Origin of the sequence: Kitasatospora sp. NPDC002551, from assembly GCF_040296005.1 — a bacterium.
In the GTDB taxonomy this organism is placed as follows: Bacteria; Actinomycetota; Actinomycetes; order Streptomycetales; family Streptomycetaceae; genus Kitasatospora.
This window is the reverse complement of record NZ_JBEOWI010000033.1, coordinates 56553-81174: the sequence shown is the minus strand read 5'-3', so window position 1 is coordinate 81174 and position 24622 is coordinate 56553. Positions and strand designations below refer to the sequence as shown.

The window sequence follows — 24622 nt, the reverse complement described above, 5'->3', positions numbered from 1 at the left end:
CGCCCCGCGGACGGCTCAGTGGTGCGGCCCGTGCCACCAGTGGTCCGGGGAGCCGTCCTGCGGGTCGTGGCCTCCGTGGCCGTCGTGGGTGTGGTGGTCGTGGTGGTCGTCGTACGGGATGCCGGTGTCCTCGTGGTGCGGGTCGTGGTGGTGCGGGTCGGCGTCCCAGGCGTCGTCGGCGAAGGCGTCGGTGCCGTAGCCGTCGTGGTGCGGCCCGTGGCCGTCGTGGTGGTCCGCGGAGCCGTCCTGCGGCCCGTGGCCGTCGTGGCCGTGCTGGGCCTCGTGACCGTGGTGAGCGTGGTGATCGTGCCCGGGGCGGCCGTCGTCGTGGTGGTGCGGCGGCTCGTCGTCGTGGGGGCGGTGCGGCGGGGTGGCGCCCAGGGCGGCGCCGGCCAGCCCGTCGCCGAGGCCGCGCAGCAGCGCGGAGCCCGCCGACCGGCGCCGGGAGCCGGGCGGGGCGGGCGAGGGCAGCACCACCAGCGCGCCGGAGCGGGGTGTGCCCACCCAGGCGCGCGCCTCGAAGCGCTTGGCCGGGATCTCCACGGTGATCCTGGTGAACTCCTCGACCGGCACGCCGTCCCCGCCCGCCGCGAAGGTGTCGGCGAACAGGTCGTCGGCGACCACCAGCGCCAGATCGGTGTCCGGCGTGTCCTTGAGCGCGGCCCGGGTCTCCTGGCAGTCCAGCAGTCGGCAGGCGGTCTCCACCGAGCGGGCCACGAAGCCCAGCGCCGCCCGCTGCACCCCGCCCTGGGCGAGGGCCGCCCGCACCCGCAGCCGTCCGGCCGTCCCGGGCGCCCGGTTCAGCGTGTGCAGCGCGTCGCGCAGGCCGAGCACCAGGCCCGGCAGCGCCTTCGCCTCGTCGGCGTCGGGCGGCAGCAGGAGCAGTTGGCCGTCACCGCGGTCCTGGGTCTCGCAGCGGGCCCGGTCGACGCCGGCCCGGCCGCAGGCGTGGTCCAGCGCGCGGTCCAGCCGCTCCTGCACCTTCTGCTGCACCCGGTACGGCCGGCCGCTGTAGGCCTCGATGTCGACGACCAGGCAGATCCGGCGCAGCCGGGGGGTCACCGCGCCGCTCACGCCCGGCCACCGCCGCCCGGCGGGAGCGGCACGCCGGCCGCCCGGGCGAGCGCGGCCTGGTCGCGGACGACGAGTTCGCGGTAGCTGGTGCGCACGGCGCCCTGGTCCCGCAGGGTGCGCAGCGAGCGTTCGACGCTGGCGGGGGAGAGCCGGGCGAGCGCGGCCAGGTCGGCGTGGCTGAGCGGGATGTCGATCCGCAGGCCGTCCTCGCCGGGGGTGCCGTAGGAGCCGAGCAGGGTGTGCAGGGTGCGGGCGAGCCGGGCGAGGCCGGTGCCGTGGCCGGCGTCGACCCGGTGGCGGGTGGCCGAGCGGAGCTTGCGGGTGACCGAGCGCTGGACGGCGAGGGCCGCGGCGGGCCGGTCGGCGAGGAAGTCGAGGAAGGCCGGGCCGCCGATCTCCCGGGTGGTGCTGGTGCGGACGGCGAGGACGCTGGCCGAGCGCGGTTCGCCGTCCAGCACGGCCAGTTCGCCGAGGAGTTCACCTGGCAGCCGGACGGCGAGCAGCGCCTCGCCGCCGTCCTCGGTGGCGGCGACCACCTTGACGCAGCCGGTCAGCAGGATGGCGGCCCGGTCGCCCGGTTCGCCCTCGATCATCAGGGCCTCGCCCGGTGCGTAGACCCGCCGGGTGCCGAGCCGCCCGAGTTCCCGCAGGTCCGTGGCGTCGAGGCCGGTGAACGGCCCGCGCACGAAGGGAGTGATCCGGGAGGCGCCGGGTCTGCCCGGTTCCCCGTCCGGCCGCGTGACATCGCGTGCGCTGTGCATGGTGCCTGCCCCCACCGGTCGGCAACCCCGCCCCAACGGGGCGATTCCGTACGGAAGATAGCGCACCGACCGGCGCGGTGTCAGTCTCGGAACGCCGTGCGCCGCCGGACCGCGCCGGTCCCGGACCGGTCGTCGGCGAAGCACAACGACCTTCGGTTGCCAGCGATTTGACGATCCGTCAGTCTTGTGGGCGGGTCCATACCGGAGGGGGTTCGATGATGGGTTCGGGGCGACGTTCACGAAGGGTCTGCGCGGTGCTGGGCACGGCCGCGGTCCTGACGATCGGGGCCGGCGGGGTGTTCCCCGCCTCGGCGGCGGTTCCGGAGGGGGTCGTGCAGGGTGAGGGCTCGCCCGGGGCCGTTCCCGGCAGCTACCTGGTCGTGCTCAAACCCGCCGCGGCGAAGGCGGGTTCGGTCGCGGACGGCGCGGCGGCGCTGGCGCGTTCCTACGGCGGCACGGTGCGTCGCAGCTTCGACGCCGCGCTGCGCGGGTTCTCCGCCGATCTCACGGCGAAGCAGGCGCGCCGGCTGGCCGCCGACCCGTCGGTGGCGCTGGTGTCGCGGAACCGCCGGGTGCGGGCCGAGGGTGTGCAGACGGCGCCGGAGTCCTGGGGGCTGGACCGGATCGACCAGCGCCGCTTCCCCTACGACGACCGCTACACCTCTCCGGACGCGGGGGGAGCCGGGGTGACGGCGTACATCGTGGACACCGGGGTGCGGGTCACCTCGGAGGAGTTCGAGGGGCGCGCCTCCTACGGCTACGACGCGATCGACAACGACGACGTCGCCCAGGACGGGCACGGTCACGGCACCCACGTCGCGGGAACGGTGGCCAGCCACACCTACGGGGTCGCCAAGGCCGCGAAGATCGTCGCCGTGCGGGTGCTCGACGACGACGGAGAGGGCACCACCGAGCAGGTGGTCGCGGGCATCGACTGGGTCACCAGGCACGCCGTCCGCCCGGCCGTGGTCAACATGAGCCTGGGCAGCGACCCGGACCCGGTGATGGACGCGGCGGTCGCGGGGTCCATCGCGGCGGGCCTGACCTACACGGTCGCGGCGGGCAACCAGAGCGTGGACGCGAGCCAGCACTCCCCGGCCCGGGTGCCGGGCGCCATCACCGTCGGCGCGTCCGACCGGGACGACGTCCCGGCCTCGTTCTCCAACTACGGCCCCCTGGTGGACCTCTACGCGCCGGGCGTGGACATCACCTCGGTCTGGTCCGTGGTCGACATGGGCGGCCTGGGCATCGACATGTCGGGAACCTCGATGGCCTCCCCGCACGCGGCGGGCGCCGTGGCCCTCTACCTGGCGTCGCACCCGACCGCCACCCCCGCCCAGGTGTCCGCGGCGCTGACCTCGGCGGCGACCGCCGGCTCGCTGCACGGGCTCGGAGCCGGCTCCCCGGACCGCCTGCTGTACACCGGCACGGTGCCGAACCGCCCGCGCGGCCCGCTGTTCGCCGCTCCGGGGCCGGTGCCCTTCGACGGGGTCGGCACGGTCGATTCGCCCGTCACCGTCACCGGGGTCCCCGGCAGGGCGCCCCGTGACCTCGACGTCTCCGTGGACATCGGCTACTGGTGGCGCGGCGACCTCAAGGTCGAGCTGATCGCCCCGGACGGCGCGGCGTTCCTGCTGCACGACACCGACATCGGGGAGGCCTACTCGAACCTGGTCGGCGTGTACGGTGTCGACGCCTCCGCGCACACCGCGGCCGGGGTGTGGCGGCTGCGGGTGACCGACGTCGGCGGCTACTTCCCCGGCACCGTCAACGGCTGGTCGCTGCGGTTCTGAGCGGCCCCGCGGCTCAGAACGCCTCCAGGGCGGCCGCCTCCTCGCGGACCAGCTCGCGCAGCGCCGCGAGCGCGGGGCGGCGGTCGTCCAGGCGCCACTGCAGCTCCAGCGGCAGCGTGGCGCGCCCGGCCAGCCGCACGGTGACCACGTCCCCGGTGAGGTGGCCGGTCATCGAGGCGGGGACGAGCGAGAACGCCCGGCTCTGCGCCAGCAGGTAGAGCCGGGAGCCGACGATCCGGGCCGGGCCGACCAGCACCGGCGGCTCGACCCCGCGCTCGGCGCACAGCGCCAGCACATGGTCGTAGTAGCGCGGGCTCTGCTCGCGCGGCCACAACAGCAGCGGCAGGTCGCCCAGTTCGTCCAGCCGGACGGCGTCGCGCCCGGCCAGCGGATGGTCCCGGCTGAGCGCGATCCGCACCGGCTCGTCGGCGATCCGCTCCCGCCGGTAGCCGGGCACGTCGTCCAGGAAGCGGCCGAGGCCGATGTCGGCGAGCTCGGCGGCCAGCGTCGGCGAGACCCGGCCGGTGTCCACCGACAGCTCGGCCAGCACCAGCTCCGGCAGCTCCCGTTCGGCGCGGCTGACCACGGCGGGCAGCAGCCGGTTGACCACGGTGGGGGAGGCGACGATCCGCGCGGTGCCCAGCCGGGCCTCCTCGTGCAGCCGCACCCGGGCGAGCAGCGCGTCGGCCCGGGCCAGCAGGCCGGCCGACTCGGCGGCCATCACCTCCCCGGCGGAGGTCAGCCGCACCGCCCGCCGGCTGCGGTCGAACAGCTCCACCCCGACGGTCCGCTCCAGCCGGGCGACCTCCTGGCTGACCGTCGGCTGGGAGATGTGCAGCCGTTCGGCCGCCCGGCCGAAGTGCAGGGTGTCGGCCACCACGAGGAAGACCTCCAGCTGGCGCAGGGTGAGACTCATAGCCGGAAGTCTATGAGAAGGGCTGGTATTCATTCTGGATCCCGATGTGATCGCTCCCTACGCTGAAGCCACCCCTGCCACACCGTGGTGGCAGCCTCACAGGGAGCACCCACCATGACCGGACTGCCCATCCGCATCTCCGAGGAAGTCGCCGAGGCCGTCGCCGCCGGCGCCCCCGTCGTCGCCCTGGAGTCGACGATCTTCACCCACGGGCTGCCCCGGCCGCGCAACCTGGAGGTCGCGCTGGAGGCGGAGGAGCGGCTGCGGTCCACCGGCGTCGTCCCGGCCACCATCGGCGTCTACGCGGGTGTGCCCACGGTGGGCCTGTCCGCCGGGCAGATCGAGGAACTGTCCGCGGCCGACGACCTCGACAAGGCCAGCCTGCGCGACCTCCCGGTGGTCGCCGCGCTCGGCCGCCACGGCGGCACCACCGTCGCCGCCACCGCCTTCCTCGCGCACCGCGCCGGTATCCGGGTGTTCTCCACCGGCGGCCTCGGCGGCGTGCACTTCGGCGCCTCCGAGAGCTTCGACGAGTCCGCGGACCTGACCACCCTGGCGGCCACCCCGGTCACCGTGATCAGCGCCGGCGTGAAGTCGATCCTCGACATCCGGGCCACCCTGGAGCGCTTCGAGACCCTCAACATCCCGGTCATCGGCTACCGCACCCGCCGCTACCCCGGCTTCTACGTCACCGACTCCGGCCACACCATCGGCTACCAGGTCGACACCCCCGAGCAGGCCGCCCGGGTGATCGAGGCCCGCGACGGCCTTGAGCTGCCGCAGGCCGTCCTGATCGCCAACCCGGTCGACCCGGCCAAGCAGCTCCCGCCGCAGGAACTGGACGCGCTGCTCACCCGCGCCTGGGCCGAGGCGGAGCGCCGGGGCATCACCGGCAACGCCTCCACGCCGTTCCTGCTCGACTACATCCAGCGCGACACCCAGGGCCGCAGCCTGGAGGTGAACGTCGAGGTCTACCGGGGCAACGTCCGGCTGGGCGGCGAGATCGCCACCGCGCTGGCCGCCGCCCGAAGCGAGGGCTGACCGGTGCTCGGCGTGCTCGGCGACCTCGTCGAGGACATCGTCGTCTGGGTGGCCGGCCCGCTGCGGCACGGCACCGACTCCACCGCCCGGGTCTTCCGGCAGCGCGGCGGCAGCGCCGCCAACGTCGCCGCCTTCGCCGCCGGACAGATCCCCACCCGCTTCCTCGGCTGCGTCGGCGACGACCCGGCCGGGCACGGCCTGACCGCCGAACTGGCCGGCCACGGCGTGGACGTACGGGTCGCGCGGCGGGGGAGCACCGGCAGCATCGTCGTCCTGATCGACGACGCCGGCGAGCGCACCATGCTCCCCGACCGGGGCGCGGCCACCCTGCTGGAGGCCGTCCCGGACGCCTGGCTGGACGGCCTCGCCCACCTGCACGTCCCCGCCTACTCCTTCGACGGGGAACCGGTCGGCACGGCGGCCGTCGACGCGCTGCGCCGGGTCCGCGCGGCCGGCGGCAGCACCTCGCTGGACGCCTCCTCGACCGGCATGCTGGAGGGCTTCGGCCGCGAGCGCTTCCTCGGCCTCGCCGCCGAACTCGCGCCCACCCTGCTGTTCGCCAACCGCGAGGAGTCCGCCTACCTGGGGCTGCTCGTCGACGGGCGCCCCGGGCCGGAGCGGGCCCGGCTGGCGGCCACCACGGTGATCACCAAGTCGGGCGCCGAGGCGACCACGATCGACGTGCCAGGACAGGCGCCGCTCACCGTGCCGGTGCCGCCGGTCGGCGAGGTCCGCGACCTCACCGGCGCGGGCGACGCCTTCGCGGCCGGCTTCCTCGCGGCCTTCCTGGACGGCCGCCTGACGGGCACCGGCCCGGGCACGGCCGGGCTGCGCGAGGCCGCCGCGCGCGGCCACCGCTGCGCGGCCCGGGTGCTGGCCTCGCCCGGCGCCTCCTGCCCGCAGGACTGAGCGGGCCTTCCCCCCCGGACCGCCGGGCCGTGCCACCCATCCCCCGGGCGGCGCGGCCCGGTGCCTTGTTGTCGGGGACACGCTCACCAACGGCGCAGGGTCCGACCCGCGGGGCGGCGGCTGGGATAGGAGATGGCTCGTCCCATCACCCAGCCCACTCACCCACCCGACTCGCCCACCCGAGTCATCCGCCCGACAAGGGGTCCGCCATGACACTCGCCAGATCCGCCGCCCGCGCGATCGGGTCCGCCCTGCTGCTCGCCGCCGCCCTGCTGGCCATCCCGCTCACCACCGCCCAGCCGGCCGCCGCCCAGGGACCGCGCAACGAGAAGGAGGCGGCGGTGTGCCGCCAGGTCCTCGGCACCTTCCTCGGCTTCGCCGGCCACCACGTGACCGAGGCCTGCGCCGTCCGGCCGCAGGAAGCCGCCCCCGCCACCCGCTGAGGCCCGCCGCCCGCCCCGTCCTCCGGGGTGGGACGGGCGGCACCGCCGTCACCCCCGTGAGCCTCGCCGCCACCGGGTGGTGCTCACTGGGAGGTGCTCACTGGGAGCTCACCGGGCGCCGCGGGCAGGGTCCAGGTGGCGGTGGCCGGTGAGCGGAGCAGGGGCCGGGCGTCAGTCCAGCAGCGGGGCGAGCGCCCGTGCCAGGTCCAGCGGCGTCCGGAAGCGCACCGTCGTCATGCCCAGCCCCGCGGCGGCGGCCACGTTGCGGGCGCTGTCGTCGACGAACAGGCAGCCCTCCGGTGCCACGCCCGCCCGCTCGGCCGCCACCCGGAAGATCGCCGGGTCCGGCTTGGCCGCCCCGACCCGGGCGCTGTTGACCACCCCCTCGGCCAGATCGGCCAGCCCGAGCGCCGCCAGGTCCTCCTCCAGCCACAGCGTGGCGTTGGTCACCAGCAGCACCGGAGCCCGGCGCCGCGCCCGGCGCAGCAGCGCGACGACCTCCCCGTCCGCGCGGACCGGCGAGCCGGTGAACGCGGCCGCCAGCGCCGCCGCCCGCCCGGCCGGCACCCCGGAGCCCAGGCCGCCCGCGATCTCCGCCGTCCACTGCGCCCGGGTCAGCCCGCCGAGCACCAGCCGCCGGCCCAGTTCCTCCGCGAACGCCACCTCGAACGTCGTCCCCGGCGCGAGCCCGGCCGCCGTCTCCAGTCGGGCCACCTCGCGGTGGTCGAAGTGCCGGATCACACCGTCGATGTCGCACAGCACCGCGCCGGGCGGCTGAGGGCTCGTCACCGCTCCTGTCTACCACCCGCCGCCCGGGGCCGGTGCGGCGTCGGTGAAGAGCGTTCGTGGGCGGGCGGCGGGTGCGGTATGGTGACCGTCGCCGCAGCAGTACGCCTAGGAACGGGGAGGTGAGAACCCATGACCGCTGTGCCGGAACGGGTGCTCCCCGGCCGCGACAGCGACGCCCTCGCGCAGGACCACGCCCGGCCGTAGTACCGGCCGCCGTCGGAGCGCGCGGGACCGTCCGCCGTCCGGCGCCGTATGTGCGCGGGAGCCCCGGGTCGGACGACATCCTCCCACCTGTGCTCCGAGGGGTTCCCTTGCCTGTCCACCCGTCCACTTCCCTCCGCTCCGCCGTCATTGCCCGGTTGCGCGCCGCCGGCTGCGTCTTCGCCGAGGACGAGGCGCGCATCCTGCTCGCCGCCGCCGCGACGCCCGCCGAACTCGCCGTCATGGTCCGCGACCGTGCCGCCGGCCGGCCGCTCGAACACGTCGCCGGCTGGGCCGAGTTCGCCGGCCTGCGGATCGCCGTCGACCCCGGGGTCTTCGTGCCCCGCCGGCGCAGCGAGTTCCTGGCCCGCTCCGCCGCCGCGCTCGTTCGCGAGGACGCGCTGGTGGTCGACCTGTGCTGCGGCACCGGCGCCCTCGGCGCGGCGCTCGCCGCCACCGCGGAGCACCGCGTCCGGCTGTACGCCGCCGACGTGGACCCCGCCGCCGTGCGCTGCGCCCGCCGCAACCTCGCCGCGACCGGCGCCGGGGTGTTCGAGGGCGACCTCTTCGACGCCCTGCCGCCCGGCCTGCGCGGCCGGGTGGACGTGCTGCTCGCCAACGTGCCGTACGTGCCGACCGACGACATCGCGCTGCTGCCGGCCGAGGCCCGGCTGCACGAGGCCCGCCCGGCGCTGGACGGCGGCGCCGACGGCCTCGACGTGCTGCGCCGGGTGGCCGCCGACGCCCCGCACTGGCTGGCGCCGGGCGGCGCGCTGCTCTTCGAGACCAGCGACCAGCAGGCCGGCACCGCCCTCGGCGTGGTCACCGCCGCCGGGCTCAGCGCCACCCTCGGCTACGACGACGACCTCGACGCCACCGTGGTCACCGCCGTCCGGCCGGCGCCCGGGGTGCGGTAGCCGCGCCGGCGGCGTGCGGCCGTCGCGCGGTGGCCGTCCGGTCGTAGACGCGTACACATGCGGCTGAGCGCGACGGCCATGTCCGGGCGGCGGCGCGCGGAGTTGACTGATGCCCATGAACGAGAAGCCGAACAGCACTCAGCAGCCCAGCACCTCCGCCACCGCCGCCGCCCGGACCGTCCTGGTCACCGGCGGGACCGGCAAGACCGGCAGCCGGGTGGCCGAGCGCCTCACCGCGCTCGGCCACACCGCCCGGATCGGCTCGCGCACCGCACCGGTCCCCTTCGACTGGGCCGACGACACCACCTGGGACGCCGCCCTCGACGGCGTCGACGCCGCCTACCTCGCCTACTACCCCGACCTCGCCCTCCCCGGCGCCGTCGGGACCGTCGAGGCCTTCGCCCACCGCGCCGCCAAGGCCGGGGTCGGGCACCTGGTGCTGCTCTCCGGGCGCGGAGAGGAGGCCGCGCAGGCCGCCGAGGCGGCGGTCGCCGGGGCCGGCACCGGCTGGACGGTGGTCCGCTGCTCCTGGTTCGCGCAGAACTTCTCCGAGAGCTTCTTCCTGGAGCCGGTGCTCGGGGGCGAGCTGGCGCTGCCGACCGGCACCGCGGCCGAGCCGTTCGTCGACGTCGAGGACATCGCGGACGTCGCCGTCGCGGCGCTCACCGCGGACGGGCACGACGGCGAGGTCTACGAGCTGACCGGCCCGCGGCTGCTCACCTTCGCGGAGGTCGCCGCCGAGCTGTCCGCGGCCACCGGGCGGGAGATCCGGTTCACGCCGGTCACCGTCGAGGAGTACCGCGCGGTGCTGGCGGGCGTCGGCCTGCCCGGCGAGTTCGCGGACCTGTTCACGATGGTCCTGGACGGCCGCAACGCCCACCTGGCGGACGGCGTGCGGCGGGCGCTCGGCCGGGAGCCGCGCGACTTCGCCGACTACGCCAGGGACGCCGCCGCGTCCGGCGTCTGGAACGTCTGACCCGCCCCGAAGTCCGCTGCCCCGCCCCGGTCCGGGGATCCGCGCGAACGCCGCGATCCCCGGACCGCCCCGCCGCCGCCCCCTCCTGGAGCCCGCTCGTGCCCGCCACCGAAACCCTCGCCGCCGCCGCTGCCGCCGTCCCCGCCCGGGGCTCCGCCGCCACCGGCCCGGTGCTCGCCACCGCCACCACCGCGATGGGCCTGATGTCCGGCCTCTTCTTCGCCTTCGACGTCTCCGTCATGCCCGGCCTCGCCGCCGGCGACGACCGCACCTACGTGACCGCGATGCAGCACATCAACGCCGCCATCACCAACCCGGTCTTCGCCGCCGTCCGGGCCGCCTTCGCGCCGACCTGGACCACCGCCAACATCGCCCGCACCGTGCTGTGCACCGCCGCGCTGGCCGCCCTCACCCGCACCCTGCTGGTCCACCGCCGCCCCGCGGCCCGCTGAGCCCCCGCCGGCCCGCTGAGCCCCCCGCCGCCCGCCGGCGCGGTACCGGATCGATACGATCTCCTCATGATCATCTCCAGCGCCCGCACCACGGTCTTCGACATCGACGGCACGCTCTGCTTCGACGGAAGGACGATCGACCGCCGGATCCTCGCCGCCGTCGAGGCCTGCGAACGCGCCGGGCACCAGCTGGTCTTCGCCTCCGCCCGGCCGGTCCGCGACCTCCTGCCGGTCCTGGACGGCGCCTTCCCCGCCGCCACGCTGATCGGCGGCAACGGCAGCCTGGTCTCGGTCGGCGGCCGGGTCCGGGCGCGGGCCGCCTTCGAACCCGACGGCCTCGGCAAGCTGCTGGTCGAGGCCGAGCGGTTCCGGGCCGGCTACCTCGCCGACGGCCCGTGGGACTACGCCTACACCGGGCCGGCCGGCCACCCGATCCTCGGCCGCGTCGACCAGGCCAGGCTCGCCCGTCGCGTCGACCTCGCCGACCTCCCCGCCGTGGTGAAGTTCCTCGTGGTCGACGCCACCGACCCGGCCGCCCTCGCCGAGGCCGGCCGGGTCCTGGGGATGACCGTCAACCACCATGCCGACGAGTCGATCGTCGACTTCGCCCCGGGCGCCACCAACAAGTGGGAGGCCCTGACCTCCCTGGGCATCGAGGAGTACAACGCCTTCGGCAACGACGTCAACGACCTCGACCTGCTGCGCCACGCATGCCACGCGGTCCGGGTCGGCGCCCACCCGGCCCTGGACGCCGTGGCCGGGACCACCGTCGCCCCCGACCCGGCCGCCGTCGCCGACGAGATCACCAGGCTGGCCGCGGCGGCGCCCGCCGCCTGAGGCCGGTCCGGGCCGGCGAGGTCGATGCGGGGCCCGGTCAGGTGGACGGTCGCGGTCCGGTCGCAGCGGGCGGCCTGTCTTCGCGTCCATTTGGCCAGTTCAGGCCTCATGCCACTGCCTCCCTGGCCGCTACATTCGATCCCGATTGGCCATGTACACGACCAATGGGAAGTAGGCAGCGATGCGCCCCACAGGACCCGTCAGCCGCATCGGCACATCACTCATGGCGGTGACCGCCACGGCGACCGCCGTAGCGGTCACCGCCATGGGCCTTGCCGCCTCACCGGCTGCCGCGGCACCCACCGCCACGACGGCGCCCCGGCCCGGTGACACCTGTACGGCGGCCGACCTCGGCACGCGACATCCGTACCTCAGGACCACCGAAGTGTCCCCGGCGATCACCCACTTCAAGGGCTGGTACGTCACCGAGGGCACGACCGGCTCCCAGACCGTCAGCACCAGCACCGAGACCACCATCTCGGTCTCCGTCGGCCTCGACAGCAAGATCGAGAGCAGTTTCGCCGTCGAGACCCTCGGTACCGTCGGCGCGAGCCTGGGCCTGAGCGTCAAGGCCGAGTACTCCTCCACCGGCAGCGTGTCGAATTCGGTCACGTGGAACTTCGGCCAGCCCGGCTACTACGGCGTCTACAAGGGCACCAGGAAGGTCACCGGCACGTACGGGAGCCTCAACTGCAACCGCGTCCAACAGGGCGGCGGCAGTTGGGCGTTGAAGTGGATCGAGGGGCCCGGCGGCGGCAGCTTCACCACCTTCACCACCCTTGAGGAAGGCGCGGTGCGCTGCCAGGACGATGTGCCCGCGGGCAGCGTCGTGGCCAAGGCGCAAGACCTCCTCGACTGCGGCTCGGCCGCCGCGAAGGCCGAGTACCCGGCGGGTGAGGTGGCGCCGACGGCGAAGCAGGGGCGGGACGGCCTCGCCCAGCGCCCGGCTCTCACCGGCGGCACGCCCGCCGAACGGCCCGAGGCCACCGGGCCCAGCGCGCAGGCCGCTCTCACCTGCGAGCCCGGCGCCTACAAGATCGCCGTACCCGGCACGCCGCTGTCCTGGGGCGCGCCGCTCCTGGCGGCCGACGGCGTCCGCCTGCGGCCCTCGACGATCTTCAGCGCCCACCTGGACAACTGGCGCCTGTGCAACGTGACGGAGAACAACGGGGTCCTTGAGGCGTCCCTGTGGAACTGGGGCAACGGCGGGTGCGCGACCATCGCCGCGCCGGACGCGGCCACCGAACGGGCGGTCCTGATGACCGTGACCTGCGCGGAGGACGACCTCCAGCGGTTCCACGTCTACCGCGACGTCCCCGGCAGCTCGAAGATCGGTGTGCAGAACAAGTACACCGGCTCCATGATGGGCCACGACCGTTACGCGGACGGGGAGTTCATCCGCCAGTACTCCAGCGGCAGGCAGGACGGTACGGGTACCTACACCCTGATCGGGGTCTGACGGCCCACGCCCCGTGAGCGGCCCCGCAGCCGCGGAGGCGGGCCGCCCGTGACGAGAAGACCGCGAGCACCTGCCTGGCCGCACTCCACGGTGATCGACGGAACCGTGACGATCGGTCGGAACGGTCATCGGAAGGGGGTCCCGCCGACCGGCGGGACCCCCTTCCGCGCGGAGGTGAGCTCCGGGCGCGCAGGTCAGCGCGGGCTGAGGAGGCAGAACTCGTTGCCCTCCGGGTCGGTCAGGATCCGCCAGGAGATGGTGGACTGGTCGATGCCGGGGTCGGAGGCGCCCAGGGCGCGCAGGCGGGCCTCCTCCGCGGTCGGGTCGTCACCGCGGTACGGGGCGACGTCCAGGTGGACGCGGTTCCACCCGTGCTTGGTGTCGGGGGTGCGGACGAACTCCAGGTAGGGGCCGACGCCGTGGGCGGAGCGCAGGGTCGCGTGGTCGTCGGCGACCTCGTGCACCGTCCAGTCCGTCGCCCCGCCCCAGAACCGGGCCATCGCCCGCGGGTCGGCGCAGTCGACCACCACCGCGGCGATCGGCCCGGTGTCCCGGTAGATCTCCCGGGGTTCCAGGACGCAGAACTCGTTGCCCTCCGGGTCGGCCATGACCGTCCAGGGGACGTCGCCCTGACCCACGTCGGCGAGCGTCGCGCCGAGATCCTTCAGGCGCGCGACCAGTTCCGCCTGATGGGCCGTCGAGGTGGTGGCCAGATCGACGTGCACCCGGTTCTTCGCCGTCTTGGGCTCCGGGCGGGCGATGAGGTCGATGCAGACGGCCGAGGGGTCGGGGTAGGCGAAGCCGACCGGTTCGAGGTTGGTCACGCCGGGGCCCTCGCTGTCGACACCCCATCCGAGTGCCTCCGCCCAGAACCCGCCGAGCGCGGAGTCGTCCCGGGCCTTCATGTTGATCTGTACGAGTCGTGTTGCCATGCCGAAGATCATAGAAGCTGTTGCCGCCGGCCCGGGCCGCCGTGACCAGGCATGTTCTCGCGGCTCCGGCATGCCCGTAGGCTGGCCCACCATGGACACCCTGACCGGGCTGCTCGACGGTCCCAAGGCCCGTGGCGCGTTCGTGCTGCGCTCCGTCCTCAGCACGCCGTGGGCGCTGCGGGTCGAGGACCGCGCGCCGCTGTCCCTGCTCACCATGCTGGACGGCGAGGCGTGGATCCTGCCCGACGGCGGACAGCCGGTCCGCGTGCGGCCGGGGGACCTCGCGCTGCTGCGCGGACCGGACGCGTACACCGTCGCGGACGACCCGCGCACCGAGCCGGAGATCCTCATCGGCCCCGGCCAGGTCTGCTCCCGGGACGGCGCCAGCGTCGCCACCTCGATGGCCCTCGGGGTCCGGACCTGGGGCGAGACCCGGCCCGGTGACGAGCGCCCCTCGGTGATGCTCACCGGCACCTACCTGGCCGAGCACGAGATCGGGCGCCGGCTGCTCGCCCACCTGCCGACCCTGCTGGTGCGGCCCGCCGGGGCCGACACCACCGAGGACACCCTGGTCCGGCTGCTCGCCACCGAGGTCACCCGCGCCGATCCCGGCCAGGAGGTGGTGCTGGACCGGCTGTTGGACCTGCTGGTGGTCGGGGTGCTGCGGGGCTGGCTCGCCGCTCCGGACGCCGATGCGCCCGGCTGGCTGCGGGCCCAGGCCGACACCGTGGTCGGTCCGGCGCTGCGGCTGCTGCACGACGATCCGGCCCGGCCGTGGACGGTGGCCGGGCTCGCGGCCGAGGTCGGGGTCTCCCGGGCCGGGCTGGCCCGGCGGTTCACCGCCCTGGTCGGCGAGCCGCCGATGGCCTACCTGGCGAACTGGCGGCTGGCGGTGGCGGCCGACCTGCTGCGCGACCCGGAGTTCACCGTCGCGGCGGTGGCCCGCCGGGTCGGCTACGGCGACGCGTTCGCGCTCAGCACCGCGTTCAAGCGGGTGCGCGGGCTCACCCCGCAGGAGCACCGCCGGCTGGCCGCGTCCGGCGGTCCGCCGGCCGATCCGTCGGTGGCGGCCCCGGAGCCGGCGACGGGTGCGGAGGCGCAGCCCTCCCGCCCAGGGTCGACCACGGTGGTGCTGGAGGCCGGCTGATCGGGCCAACAGCCTTGCAGCCGACCTCAGTTCGGGATGGTCTGGCAGTGCAGCACCAGCGCCCAGCAGAGGAACCCGAGCGCCCCCGTGGACAGCAGTGCCCGCACCGCGTTCCACCGCACCCGCTGCGCCCCGGACGGCGCGCACCGCTCCGCGTACCCCGCCAGGCCCGGCTCGCCGGCCTCCGCCAGCGCCTGGCTCAGCGGAAGGTTGAGCACCCTGGTCACCACCAGCGCGCCGGTGTAGCAGACCAGCGCACCGACCGCCGCCGGCAGCACCCGGTGCCCCTCGCTCGGCAGGTGCAGCACGACGGCCACGCCCGTGAACACCAGCGTGCCGACGAAGCCCAGCAGGTACCACCCGTTGAGGACGGCCACGTTGAGCCGCTGCATCACCTGGGCGACCGCGAGGCTGTCGGCGGAGCGCAGCCCCGGCGTCGCCGAGGCGTAGGTGTAGAAGAGTCCCGAGGTCAGTCCGGTCGTGATGGTCGCCGCCACCAGTGCGAAGACCCGCATCGCCTCCATGTCGCCCTGCCCCCGTCCTGTCGGCCGGAACCGCCCGGTCGAAGCGGCCCGCGTGCCGATCATCCGTCATCGAACGGGTGCTTGCCCACCGAATTGGCCGATAGGGCAATGATGATGACGCATGGTCATGGCTCGGCGGCCGGAACCCGCCGCGGAGGCTCAGCCTCCGGTGCGCCCGGCGAGCACGGCGAGCAGCGCGTCGACGGTCCAGTGCCCGGCGGCGCCCGGGCGGGTGCTCAGATAGGCGGCCGCGCGGCGTGGCGACCAGCCGTGCGCGTCGGCCAGTCCGGCGGCGATGGTGCGCAGGTAGCGGGCGCGCGGGGCGTTCAGCCGGGCCTCGGCCAGCGCCCACGGGGCGGTCAAGGTCAGCACGGGGGCGCCCTCCAGGGTGCCGGGGCACACCAGGGTCTGGTACCAGCCCGGCCCCTGCGGGTCGCGCCCGGTCCGCAGCACGGTGGTCAGGTCCAGGTCCCCGACCGGTGCGCCGCCCATCTCCTGGGCGGCGATGTCGCTGAACTGGCCGACGGTCAGCAGGTATGCCCGGGCGGGCACGGTGCCGGGCCGGCGGGGGTCGTAGAAGGCCACGCCGCCGCCCCAGTTCCGGGACTCCAGGGCGAAGTAGAGCAGCCCGGCCAGGCGCACCGGCACCGACCGCTGCGGCGGCCGGGTGTCGCGGCAGCCGGGGTGGTCGAGGGCGCCCCCGGGGAGCCGTCCGCCGCGCAGGTAACAGGCGAGCCGCTCGGCGTGCATGTTCGAACCGTACGCGGCGTACCAGATCAGGGGCGGTGCGGCGGGCGCGGGCGGCGGGGCCGGCTGGAGGCCGGGCAGCGGCCTGACGAGTGGTCGGATCTCCTCCACGGCCGGTGACGCTACCCGACCGGCCCGCCCGCGCGGCCCCGCCCGCGCGGGCGGAGCGGTTCTCCCGGGCGCGCCGGTGGCCGGTCAGCCCGAGGCCTCGAACGGCCCCGGCGGGTAGGCGGTGGTGACGGTGCGGCCGGACGCGCGGGCCGCCAGCGCCCGCCGCGCCGCGTACCCCCGGGCCGGGCCGGCCGCGGCGTCCAGCTCCTCGCCGGGGCGCAGCCAGGCCCAGTCGGTGATCTCCCCGTCCGGGCAGCCGAGCCGGACCACGGCGGGGTCGGCGGTGCCGAAGTCGTGGAAGAACTGCACGATGGGGTGGTCCGCGCCCGGCGCCGGATGCTGCCAGACCACCGCGAGCAGCGGCCCGGCGGGCCGGTCCAGGCCGGTCTCCTCGCGCAGTTCGCGGGCCGCCCCGGCCGGCGAGTCCTCGTGGGTGTCGAGCACACCGCCCGGGAAGTTCCACCGCCCGGCGTCCGGCCGCCGGTCCGGCTCCCGCACCCGCGGCTTCACCATCAGCAGCCGCCCGTCCGGGGCGGTCACCACGGCGGCCGTGCACAGCCACGCGCGCGGTGTGGTGGCCAGCCACTGGGGACGCGGCAGGTGCGGGCGCGCCGGGGCGTGCGCCCGCAGGAAGCGCACGGCGGCGGGGGAGACGCCGGGCAGGTTGTCGGTGAAGAACCAGGCGTGCGTGGCGTGCCGGGGGAGCACGATCCGGTCCAGCGCGCCGGGCGCGTGCGCCGACAGCGCGAACACGTGGCGCCGCGCCGGGCGTTCCGCGTGGTCGGCCGCATCGGCCCCGTCCTCGAACACCCCGACCGGGCACACCGCTTCGGCGGCCACCCCGCAGAGCTCGGCCAGCGCGCGAACGGCCGCCGCCGCAGGGGCCTCCGCCGGGCGGACGGGCGCGGACGGCAGCTCCCACCGGCCGTCCGGCCGGCGCAGCAGCAGGACCCGGCCGAGCAGGTCGGTGACGAGCATCTCGGCGACGAGCGCGGCGGCGATCGCCGCCGGACGGGACGGACGGTCCACCTGGGGGCCTCCTTCGGCGAGGGGAACGACGGGGTCCACGGGGCCGGACAACACGTCAGCGGGAGCGGCGCACCGGCCGTCCGGCATCCAGGCTCAGCCGCATGTACCCGTCCACCGGACCGAAGCCGAGCGTCCGGTACTGCGGCGCGCCGGACTCGGTGGCCCGCAGCTCGACCGACCCGCAGCCGCGCGCCCGGAGCGCCGCGACCAGCGTCTGCGTGACGGCCCGGGCGTGCCCGCGCCGCCGGTGCGCCGGGTCGGTGACCACCGTGTGGATCCGCCCCCACCGGCCCGTCGGGCGGCTCGGGCCCCGGTAGCCGCGGTACACGATGCCGATCGCGCAGGCCGCCGGCCCGCCGTCACCGGCCGGTACGACGAAGGCGAGCAGGTCCGGGTCGCGGCCCAGCCGGGCCCGCATGTCGTCGCGGAAGGTGGTGCGCCACGCCTCGTCCAGCGGTTCGCCGTCCAGCACCGCGACCCGCAGCCGCAGCAACTCGTCCGCGTCCGCCGGCCCGGCCGGCCGCACCGCGCCGTCCGCCGCGTCCTCACCCGCCGCGTCCTCACCCACCCGGGCCACCTCCGTCCGTCCCGCGCCGGCTCGCCGCTGCTGCGGGCCCCTACCCGCCCGCGCCCGGCCCGGAACCCCCGCCGGGCGCCGCGTCCTACGCGTCGGGCGGGGGGCGTGAGGCAGGGGCCGACGGGCCGGCCGGGCGGTGCGGGATGGCTGAGCAGGGACCAGAGCATCCACCCCGTCAGCCCGTCGGGCGCGACCACGACCCGGCTCCAGCGCGTGCCCAGCGGCGAGATCCAGGTGTCGACGATCTCGGCCGGATCGCCGCACCGGGCCAGGCCCAGCACCGCGCCGTCGACCGAGTGCTCGCGCCGTACGTTGGCCGCGCTCGCGGCGACCACCCAGCCGCGCGGCGCGTCCGGCGGCGGCGGGACGCGGCGGGGCTCCGGCGGCGGGCTGTCGTGGGTCGCCACCGCCACCGCCGGGACGGTGAGGACCAGGAGGGACAGCGCGGCCCAGGCGGCCCTTCCTACGTGTGCAGACATACCGGGCCCAACGAGTGGGCCCGGCGGTCGCGGACCGTGCTGCGGCCACGGCCACCCGGAAGGCCCTCCCGCCTCGCCCAGGAGGGTGCACCGGTCAGGGGGCCCACGACCCCGGTCAACGGGCCCACGAACCCGGGCGGCCGGCCGCTCCGTGGGTGGCGGCCCCTACCATGTGCGGCATGAACACTGGGGGGCCGGAGACGCGGCTCATCGACAACCGCTTCGAACTGCTGGAACGCCTCGGCGGCGGAGGCATGGGCCTGGTCTGGCGCGCCCGCGACACCATGCTGCACCGCGAGGTGGCGCTCAAGGAGGTCCGCCCGCAGGACCCGGCGATGGCCGCGGCCGACCCGACCGCCGCCGACGAACTGCGCGAGCGCGTGCTGCGCGAGGCCCGCGCGCTCGCCCGACTCCAGCACCCGAACGTCGCGGTGATCCACCACATCGTCGACACCCCCGGCCACCCCCACCCGTGGCTGGTCATGGAGCTGGTCTCCGGCGGAAGCCTCGCCGACCGCATCGCCCGCGGTCCGCTCACCGTCCCCGAGGCCGCCCGGATCGGCCGCGGCGTGCTCGCCGCGCTGCGCGCCGCGCACGCGGCCGGTATCCAGCACCGCGACGTCAAGCCCGGCAACGTGCTGCTGCGCGCCGACGGCACCCCCGTGCTCACCGACTTCGGCATCGCCGCGATGCAGGACGCCACCGCGCTCACCGCCACCGGCGCGCTGATCGGCTCGCCCGAGTACATAGCCCCGGAACGGATCCGCGGCGAGGAGGGCAACCCGTCCTCCGACCTGTGGTCGCTCGGCATGCTGCTGTACGTCGCCGTCGAGGGCCACCACCCGCTGCGCCGCGGCACCACGCTGGCCACGCTCGCGGCCGTCCTCGACGAGCCGCTGCCGCCGCCGACCCGCTGCGGGCCGCTGGGGCCGGTGCTGGCCGCGCTGCTGGCCCGTGACCCGGCGGTGCGGCCGGACGCCGCGCAGCTCGACCAGGCGTTCGCCGCCGCCGAGCCGGGCGCGCTCGGCGGTCCGGCGGCGATGGCGCCGCAGCCGTACTGGCCGCCGGCGCCCCCGCCGGTCGCCGATCCGTACGGGTCGCCGCACGCGGCTCCGTCCACCGGCACGCACCCCGTCCCGAACCCCGTCCAGGATGCCGTCCCGCCGGGCGCGGCGTATCTCCCCGGGCCCGGCGGCGCACCCCTCCCGGGCGGCGGGCCCGCCGACGTCACCGGGACCCACTACCTGGGCACGGCCGCCCCCGCCGAGCCCCCGCCGCCCGCCCGCCGCCGGACCGGCGCCACGATCACCCTCGCCGTCGCCGGCGTCGCCCTGGCGGGCGTGCTCGCCTGGACGCTGCGCCCGGACGGCACCGGCGGCGCGACCGACCAGGGCGGCGCCCCCAACGGGCCGGCCGCCGCACCGTCCGCCACCCCGCCCGCCGCGCCGCCCGCGACCGGTACCGCCTCCAAGCCCACCTCCACCTCCACCTCGCCCCCGACCCCGACCCCGACCCCGACCCCGACCCCGACCGCCACCGCCCCCTCCGCCGCCCCGACCGCCAAGCCGCCGGCGAACGCCCCCAAGGACCTGGTGACCCCGGACGGCGTGCGCACCGTCGTCGCGGCCATCACCGCGCAGAGCGGCGGCACCAAGGTCAAACAGCTCGCCGTCCACCCCGAGCACGCCAGCGCCCAGGTGCCCACCGCCGACGGCCGCGGCTACGACTGGTACGACTACCGGGACGGCAAGGTCACCAAGCGCCCCGGCTCCTCGATGGGCAAGGACAAGCCGGTGGACCTCGCGCAGTACGACTGGGATGCCGTCCCCGCCCTGCTGAAGAAGGCCGGTGAGACCCTCAACGTGCCGAACCCGACCAGCCGTTACCTGCTCATCGACACCTGGTCGGCCGACGGTGTGGCGAGCATCCGGGTCTACCTCTCCAACGACTACCACATCAGCGGCTACCTGCTGGCGGACAGCAAGGGGAACGTGCGCCGCACCTTCGCCGCCGACTGAGCCGGCCGGCGGCGGGCCCGGCCACGGACGGTGCACCAGCGCAGGGCGCGCGGCCCGCTCCGGGCCCAAGCTGGACGGGTGAGCGAGAACCACCATGTCCTGCTGCTCGACTTCACCGACCGCGCCGCCTGCCGCGCCGCCTTCGACGAGGCCGCGCACCTGCCGGGCCTGCGGCAGTCCGCGATCGTGGAGCGCCGGACCGACGGCACCCTCGACTTCCCGGCCAGCCAGGTGCGCGGGGCGGGCGCGCCGACCGTGGGCGCGGGCGTGGTCGGCGGCCTCGCCGGGGTGCTCGGCGGCCCGATCGGCGTCCTACTGGGCTGGGCGGCCGGCACGGCGCTCGGCAACGCCGCCGAGACCTGGCGCGACCACGAGGGCGGCGCCGGGCTGATCGTGCTCAGCGAGGAGGTGGACGAGGGCCACAGCCTGCTGGTGCTCGACCTCGTCGAGACCTCACCGCGGCCCGCCGACGACCTGGCCGCCCGCCACGGCACCACGCTCCGCCGCCTGCCCGCCGCCGAACTCGCCGAACGGGTCAAGGCGGCCCGCCGCGCCGCCGAGGAGTCGTAGAACCCGGCCCCCGGCTCAGCGGGGTCCGGTCGCCGAGGCCAGGAACATCGGCAGCGCGAGGAAGAGACGGTCGGCCGCGGCCCGTTCGCGCTGCTCGGCGGTCCAGCCCTCCGCCTGCTCACGGGTGAGCGCGCCGGCCGCGCGGGCGGCCTCGGCCAGGCCGGTGAGCAGCGGCAGCGCCGCCGGGCCGGTCCGGACGAGGGTGTGCACCTCGACCGCGACGTCCGCGAACCCCGCGTCCAGCAGCAGGGCGCGGTAGCGGCGGGCGGCCCGCGGACGGACGGTCAGCCCGGCGCGGGCGTGCACGACGGCGCGGGTGAGCACCGGATCGTCGGAGTCGACGACCACGGTGTCCCAGTCCTGGCCGACCAGCACGATCCGCCCGCCGGTCACCAGGACCCGGCGGGCCTGCGCGAGCGCGCGCCGCGGATCGTCCAGGTCGTGGAACACCTTGTCGGCGCGGTAGCCGTCCACCGAGGCGTCCGGCAGCGGCAGGTCACCGGCGTCGCCGACCCGCAGGTCCGCCGCGGGCCACCGGCGGCGGGCGACGGCGATCGTGCGCGCGTTCGCGTCCACCCCGACGGCCCGGGCACCGAGCCCGTTCAGCTCCGCCACCGCCCGCCCGGCGCCGCAGCCGACGTCCAGCACCGTGCCGCCGGGCCCGGCACCGAGCAGCTCGTACGAGCGGAAGCGCAGCCGCTCGGCGTCGGGGAGGCGGTCGGCCGCGTCGAGGCGCGCGAGGAGACCGCCGGCGTCCCGTACTTCGTCGTCCGGCGTGGTGGAAGGACTCTGCTCACTGGTCATGCACGCCATGCTGGGACTTAATGTCGACATGAAGTCAACCGAGCCCCCGACACCGCACACCGACGAGGACGCGCCGATGGCCATCGGCGCGCTGGCCGGGCGCTTCGGCCTCGCCACGCACGTCCTGCGCCACTGGGAGTCGGTGGGGCTGCTCGCCCCGGCCCGCGACGGCGCCGGCCGCCGCCGTTACGGCCCCGCCGACCTCACCCGGGTGGCCGTGATCCTGCGGGCCAAGCAGGCGGGGCTGTCCCTCGACGCCGTCCGCGCCCTGGTCGCCGCCGACGGCGACGCGGGCGCGCGCCGGGCCCTGCTGAGTGCCGAGGCGCAGGCGCTGCGCGCCCGCATCGCGGCGGCGCGGGCCTCCCTCGACCTCCTGGAGTGCGCGCTCGCCTGCGACCACGAGGACGTCACCCGGTGCGCCCGGTACCGGCAGGCCGTGGCCGGGGGCACGGGCGTCTGCCCGCCGTCGCGCCCGGAGCCGAAAAGCGCGTGCCGCCCGCCGTCGGATGGAGCAGCATGACCCGTATGTCCGAAACCTCAGTGCTCACCCGTGCCGAGGCCGTCGAGCGCCACCGGCTGCTCGACGTCCGCACCGTCCACGTCGACCTCGACCTGACCCTCGGCCGGGAGGTGTTCGGCTCCACCACGGTGATCCGCTTCGGCTGCACCACCCCGGGAGCGGGGACGTACCTGGACGTCAAACCGTCCGGGCTCCGCCGGGTGGTGCTGAACGGCCGCGAACTGGACGCCGCCGCGCTGCGGGCCGGGCGCTTCCCGCTGACCGGTCTGGCGGCCGACAACGAGCTCACCGTCGAGGCCGACATGGCCTATTCGCACACCGGCGAGGGCATGCACCGCTTCACCGACCCCGCCGACGGCGAGGACTACGTCTACACCCAGGCCTTCCTCGACGACGGCCCCCGGGTGTTCGCCTCCTTCGACCAGCCCGACCTCAAGGCGCGGTACACGGTCTGCGTCACCGCGCCGCAGCAGTGGACCGTGGTCGGCAACGGCGTGGGCCGCCAGGTCTCGCCGGGCCGCTGGGAGTTCGCGCCCACCCCGCCGATCAGCAGCTACCTGGTCGCCGTGGTGGCCGGCCCGCTGCACTCCGTGCGCGCCGAGCACGACGGGATCCCGCTCGGTCTGCACTGCCGCCGCTCGCTCGCCGCGCATCTGGACGCCGACGCCGCCGAGCTGCTGGAGATCACCCGGCAGGGCTTCGACCACTACCACCGGGCCTTCCGGCACCGCTTCCCCTTCGACAGCTACGACCAGTGCTTCGTACCGGAGTTCAACGCCGGCGCCATGGAGAACCCGGGCTGCGTCACCCTGCGCGACGACTACGTCTTCCGCTCCGCCGTGACCGACACCGAACGCGAGCACCGGGCCATGGTCGTGGTGCACGAGATGGCGCACATGTGGTTCGGCGACCTGGTCACCATGACGTGGTGGGACGACCTGTGGCTCAACGAGTCCTTCGCCGAGTACATGGCCTACCGCGTCACCGCCGCCTCCACCCGCTTCACCGGTGCCTGGACCGGCTTCGCCGCCAACCGCAAGACCTGGGGCTACGACGCCGACCAGCGCCCCTCCACCCACCCGGTGGCACCCACCACGGTGGAGGACACCGCCCAGGCGCTGCAGAACTTCGACGGCATCTCCTACGCCAAGGGCGCCGCCGCCCTGCGCCAACTGGTCGCCTGGCTCGGTGAGGAGGCCTTCCTGGCCGGCGTCAACGACCACGTCGACGCGCACGCCTTCGGCAACGCCACCCTCGACGACCTGCTCCGGGCGCTGGCGGCGGCGAGCGGCCGCGACGTCCACGGCTGGGCCGACCGCTGGCTGCGCACCACCGGCGTGGACACCCTGCGGGTGACCGACGGCCGGATCGCGCACACCTCGGCCGACGGCGTCCTGCGCCCGCACCGGCTGACCGTGGGCCACTACCGGCGCACCGCCGGGGGCGGCCTGGAACTCGCCGACCGGGTGCCGCTCGACCTGCCGGCCGATGGCTCCGGGGCGCGGCCGGGCACCGCCGAGCTGACGCTGCCCAACGACACGGACCTCGGATTCGTCAAGGTCCGGCTCGACCCCGGCTCCTGGCGGACCGTGCGTTCCTCGCTCGGCGCCGTGCCCGAGGACCTGGCCCGGGCGGTGCTCTGGGGCTCGGCCCGGGACCAGGTGCTCGACGGGGAGCTGGCGCCGGGGGAGTACCTGGAGCTGGTCGCCGCCCACCTGCCCGACGAGAGCTCGGTGCACCTGGTGGACGCGGTGCTCTCCTTCGCCCGCGGGTTCGTCGTGGACTGCGCGGTGCCGCCGGCCGGGCGGCCGGCGGCGCTGGCCGGACTGGCCGGGGTCTGCCGGAGCCTGCTGCGGCGCACCGACGGCGAGCCGGAGCGCGGTGAGCCGGACCGTGGTGAGCAGGACCGTAGTGAGCCGGACCGCACCGGTCTGCGCCTGGTGGCCGTGCGCGGCCTGATCGGCACCGCCGACGACACGCGGACCGCCGAACTGCGCGACTGGCTGGCGGCCGGCACGGTACCCGGCGGCCCGGAGCTCGACCCGGACCTGCGCTGGCTGTTGCTGCTGCGGCTGTGCGTGCACGGCGCCGCGGGTGAGCCGGAGATCGCCGCCGCGCTCGCCGCCGACCCCAGCAGCACCGGCGAGGAGGGCGCCGCCCGCTGCCGCGCCGCACTGCCCGACCCGGGGGCCAAGGAGGCCGCCTGGCAGGCGCTGTTCCACGGCGAGCTCTCCAACTACCTGGCGAGTGCCACCGCCGAAGGCCTGTGGCAGCCCGAGCAGGCCGACCTGCTGGACGAGCTGACCGTGCGCTACTTCACGGAGCTGGGGCCGGCCGCGGCCCGCCGCGGACCCGCGCTGGCGCGGGTGCTCACCGCGGTCGGCTTCCCGGTCTTCGCCGCCACCGAACGGACGGTGCGGGCGGCCGAGGCCTGCCTGGCCGACCCGGACCTCACCGCGGCGGCCCGGCGCGGGCTGGTGGACCGGCTGGACACGCTGCGCCGCGCGGTCCGGGCGCGGGCGCTGGCGGAGGGGTAGCAACCGGCGGGCGGCGGGGCGACGTGGTTCGTCGTCCCGTCGTCCCGTCGTCCCGTCGT

At 76.0% G+C, this 24622-nt stretch carries 24 protein-coding genes; 14 read left to right on the top strand and 10 right to left on the bottom strand.

What is annotated here, in order from left to right:
• Window positions 1-15 precede the first annotated feature (15 nt).
• Complete coding sequence (locus tag ABT093_RS25655) at window positions 16-1074, bottom strand: hypothetical protein (RefSeq protein WP_350568505.1); 1059 nt, start codon at window positions 1072-1074, stop codon at window positions 16-18.
• Complete coding sequence (locus ABT093_RS25650) at window positions 1071-1760, bottom strand: Crp/Fnr family transcriptional regulator (RefSeq protein ID WP_350568503.1); 690 nt, start codon at window positions 1758-1760, stop codon at window positions 1071-1073. Before ABT093_RS25650 ends, ABT093_RS25655 begins: the two co-directional genes overlap by 4 nt.
• Window positions 1761-2089: 329 nt before the next feature.
• Between ABT093_RS25650 and ABT093_RS25645 the strand changes: the two genes are divergently transcribed.
• Window positions 2090-3628 carry a S8 family peptidase gene (locus ABT093_RS25645; RefSeq protein ID WP_350568502.1) on the top strand — a complete coding sequence of 513 codons (1539 nt, stop codon included), beginning with the start codon at window positions 2090-2092 and terminating at the stop codon, window positions 3626-3628.
• Between the two features lie 13 nt (window positions 3629-3641).
• Here the strand turns inward: ABT093_RS25645 and ABT093_RS25640 are convergent, their stop codons facing one another.
• A complete protein-coding gene (locus ABT093_RS25640; RefSeq protein ID WP_350568501.1) occupies window positions 3642-4544 on the bottom strand; it encodes a LysR family transcriptional regulator in 903 nt (300 codons plus the stop codon).
• Window positions 4545-4658: 114 nt separating this feature from the next.
• Between ABT093_RS25640 and ABT093_RS25635 the strand changes: the two genes are divergently transcribed.
• The 3 genes from ABT093_RS25635 to ABT093_RS25625 all read left to right on the top strand — a co-directional run bounded on the left by ABT093_RS25635 (window position 4659) and on the right by ABT093_RS25625 (window position 6937).
• The gene (locus ABT093_RS25635) at window positions 4659-5585 is read left to right on the top strand and encodes a pseudouridine-5'-phosphate glycosidase (protein WP_350568500.1); all 927 of its coding nucleotides are present in this window, start codon (window positions 4659-4661) and stop codon (window positions 5583-5585) included.
• A 3-nt stretch (window positions 5586-5588) separates the two neighbouring features.
• The gene (locus ABT093_RS25630; protein ID WP_350568499.1) at window positions 5589-6494 is read left to right on the top strand and encodes a carbohydrate kinase family protein; all 906 of its coding nucleotides are present in this window, start codon (window positions 5589-5591) and stop codon (window positions 6492-6494) included.
• 209 nt (window positions 6495-6703) lie between these two features.
• The gene (locus tag ABT093_RS25625; protein ID WP_350568497.1) at window positions 6704-6937 is read left to right on the top strand and encodes a hypothetical protein; all 234 of its coding nucleotides are present in this window, start codon (window positions 6704-6706) and stop codon (window positions 6935-6937) included.
• 171 nt (window positions 6938-7108) lie between these two features.
• Here ABT093_RS25625 and ABT093_RS25620 read toward each other — a convergent pair whose 3' ends face one another.
• The gene (locus ABT093_RS25620) at window positions 7109-7726 is read right to left on the bottom strand and encodes an HAD-IA family hydrolase (protein ID WP_350568496.1); all 618 of its coding nucleotides are present in this window, start codon (window positions 7724-7726) and stop codon (window positions 7109-7111) included.
• A 350-nt stretch (window positions 7727-8076) separates the two neighbouring features.
• Here ABT093_RS25620 and ABT093_RS25615 point away from each other — a divergent pair, with 350 nt between their 5' ends.
• From ABT093_RS25615 to ABT093_RS25595, 5 genes are all read left to right on the top strand, one after another.
• Window positions 8077-8844 carry a putative protein N(5)-glutamine methyltransferase gene (locus ABT093_RS25615; protein ID WP_350568530.1) on the top strand — a complete coding sequence of 256 codons (768 nt, stop codon included), beginning with the start codon at window positions 8077-8079 and terminating at the stop codon, window positions 8842-8844.
• A 109-nt stretch (window positions 8845-8953) separates the two neighbouring features.
• Window positions 8954-9820 carry a Rossmann-fold NAD(P)-binding domain-containing protein gene (locus ABT093_RS25610; protein WP_502884316.1) on the top strand — a complete coding sequence of 289 codons (867 nt, stop codon included), beginning with the start codon at window positions 8954-8956 and terminating at the stop codon, window positions 9818-9820.
• Window positions 9821-9918: 98 nt separating this feature from the next.
• Complete coding sequence (locus ABT093_RS25605) at window positions 9919-10272, top strand: anthrone oxygenase family protein (RefSeq protein ID WP_350568492.1); 354 nt, start codon at window positions 9919-9921, stop codon at window positions 10270-10272.
• 66 nt (window positions 10273-10338) lie between these two features.
• Window positions 10339-11109 (top strand): HAD hydrolase family protein, encoded by a 771-nt coding sequence (locus tag ABT093_RS25600; RefSeq protein ID WP_350568490.1) that lies wholly within the window; start codon window positions 10339-10341, stop codon window positions 11107-11109.
• A 223-nt stretch (window positions 11110-11332) separates the two neighbouring features.
• A complete protein-coding gene (locus ABT093_RS25595; RefSeq protein ID WP_502884315.1) occupies window positions 11333-12568 on the top strand; it encodes a hypothetical protein in 1236 nt (411 codons plus the stop codon).
• 194 nt (window positions 12569-12762) lie between these two features.
• Here ABT093_RS25595 and ABT093_RS25590 read toward each other — a convergent pair whose 3' ends face one another.
• Complete coding sequence (locus tag ABT093_RS25590; protein WP_350568486.1) at window positions 12763-13500, bottom strand: VOC family protein; 738 nt, start codon at window positions 13498-13500, stop codon at window positions 12763-12765.
• Window positions 13501-13591: 91 nt separating this feature from the next.
• Here ABT093_RS25590 and ABT093_RS25585 point away from each other — a divergent pair, with 91 nt between their 5' ends.
• A complete protein-coding gene (locus ABT093_RS25585) occupies window positions 13592-14647 on the top strand; it encodes an AraC family transcriptional regulator (protein ID WP_350568485.1) in 1056 nt (351 codons plus the stop codon).
• A gap of 26 nt (window positions 14648-14673) precedes the next feature.
• Here the strand turns inward: ABT093_RS25585 and ABT093_RS25580 are convergent, their stop codons facing one another.
• The 4 genes from ABT093_RS25580 to ABT093_RS25565 all read right to left on the bottom strand — a co-directional run bounded on the left by ABT093_RS25580 (window position 14674) and on the right by ABT093_RS25565 (window position 17626).
• Window positions 14674-15162 carry an anthrone oxygenase family protein gene (locus tag ABT093_RS25580; protein ID WP_350568483.1) on the bottom strand — a complete coding sequence of 163 codons (489 nt, stop codon included), beginning with the start codon at window positions 15160-15162 and terminating at the stop codon, window positions 14674-14676.
• Window positions 15163-15330: 168 nt separating this feature from the next.
• The gene (locus ABT093_RS25575; RefSeq protein ID WP_350568481.1) at window positions 15331-16029 is read right to left on the bottom strand and encodes a histone deacetylase; all 699 of its coding nucleotides are present in this window, start codon (window positions 16027-16029) and stop codon (window positions 15331-15333) included.
• A gap of 84 nt (window positions 16030-16113) precedes the next feature.
• Entirely contained in the window at window positions 16114-17058 is a 945-nt protein-coding gene (locus tag ABT093_RS25570) for an NUDIX domain-containing protein (RefSeq protein WP_350568479.1), read from the bottom strand.
• Window positions 17059-17113: 55 nt separating this feature from the next.
• Window positions 17114-17626 carry a GNAT family N-acetyltransferase gene (locus tag ABT093_RS25565; RefSeq protein ID WP_350568477.1) on the bottom strand — a complete coding sequence of 171 codons (513 nt, stop codon included), beginning with the start codon at window positions 17624-17626 and terminating at the stop codon, window positions 17114-17116.
• Between the two features lie 667 nt (window positions 17627-18293).
• On the opposite strand from ABT093_RS25565, the gene ABT093_RS25560 reads away from it, so the two are divergent.
• Together ABT093_RS25560 and ABT093_RS25555 are read left to right on the top strand one after the other, a co-directional pair.
• Entirely contained in the window at window positions 18294-20132 is a 1839-nt protein-coding gene (locus ABT093_RS25560; protein WP_350568475.1) for a serine/threonine-protein kinase, read from the top strand.
• Between the two features lie 78 nt (window positions 20133-20210).
• Window positions 20211-20702: a histidine kinase gene (locus ABT093_RS25555; RefSeq protein WP_350568473.1), complete on the top strand. Its 492-nt coding sequence runs from the start codon at window positions 20211-20213 to the stop codon at window positions 20700-20702.
• Window positions 20703-20717: 15 nt separating this feature from the next.
• Here the strand turns inward: ABT093_RS25555 and ABT093_RS25550 are convergent, their stop codons facing one another.
• Window positions 20718-21506: a methyltransferase domain-containing protein gene (locus tag ABT093_RS25550; RefSeq protein WP_350568471.1), complete on the bottom strand. Its 789-nt coding sequence runs from the start codon at window positions 21504-21506 to the stop codon at window positions 20718-20720.
• Between the two features lie 28 nt (window positions 21507-21534).
• Between ABT093_RS25550 and ABT093_RS25545 the strand changes: the two genes are divergently transcribed.
• Window positions 21535-22026 (top strand): MerR family transcriptional regulator, encoded by a 492-nt coding sequence (locus ABT093_RS25545; protein WP_350568469.1) that lies wholly within the window; start codon window positions 21535-21537, stop codon window positions 22024-22026.
• 5 nt (window positions 22027-22031) lie between these two features.
• On the top strand, window positions 22032-24563 hold the full coding sequence (gene pepN / locus ABT093_RS25540) for an aminopeptidase N (protein ID WP_350568468.1): 2532 nt from the start codon (window positions 22032-22034) through the stop codon (window positions 24561-24563).
• The last annotated feature ends 59 nt before the right edge of the window (window positions 24564-24622 follow it).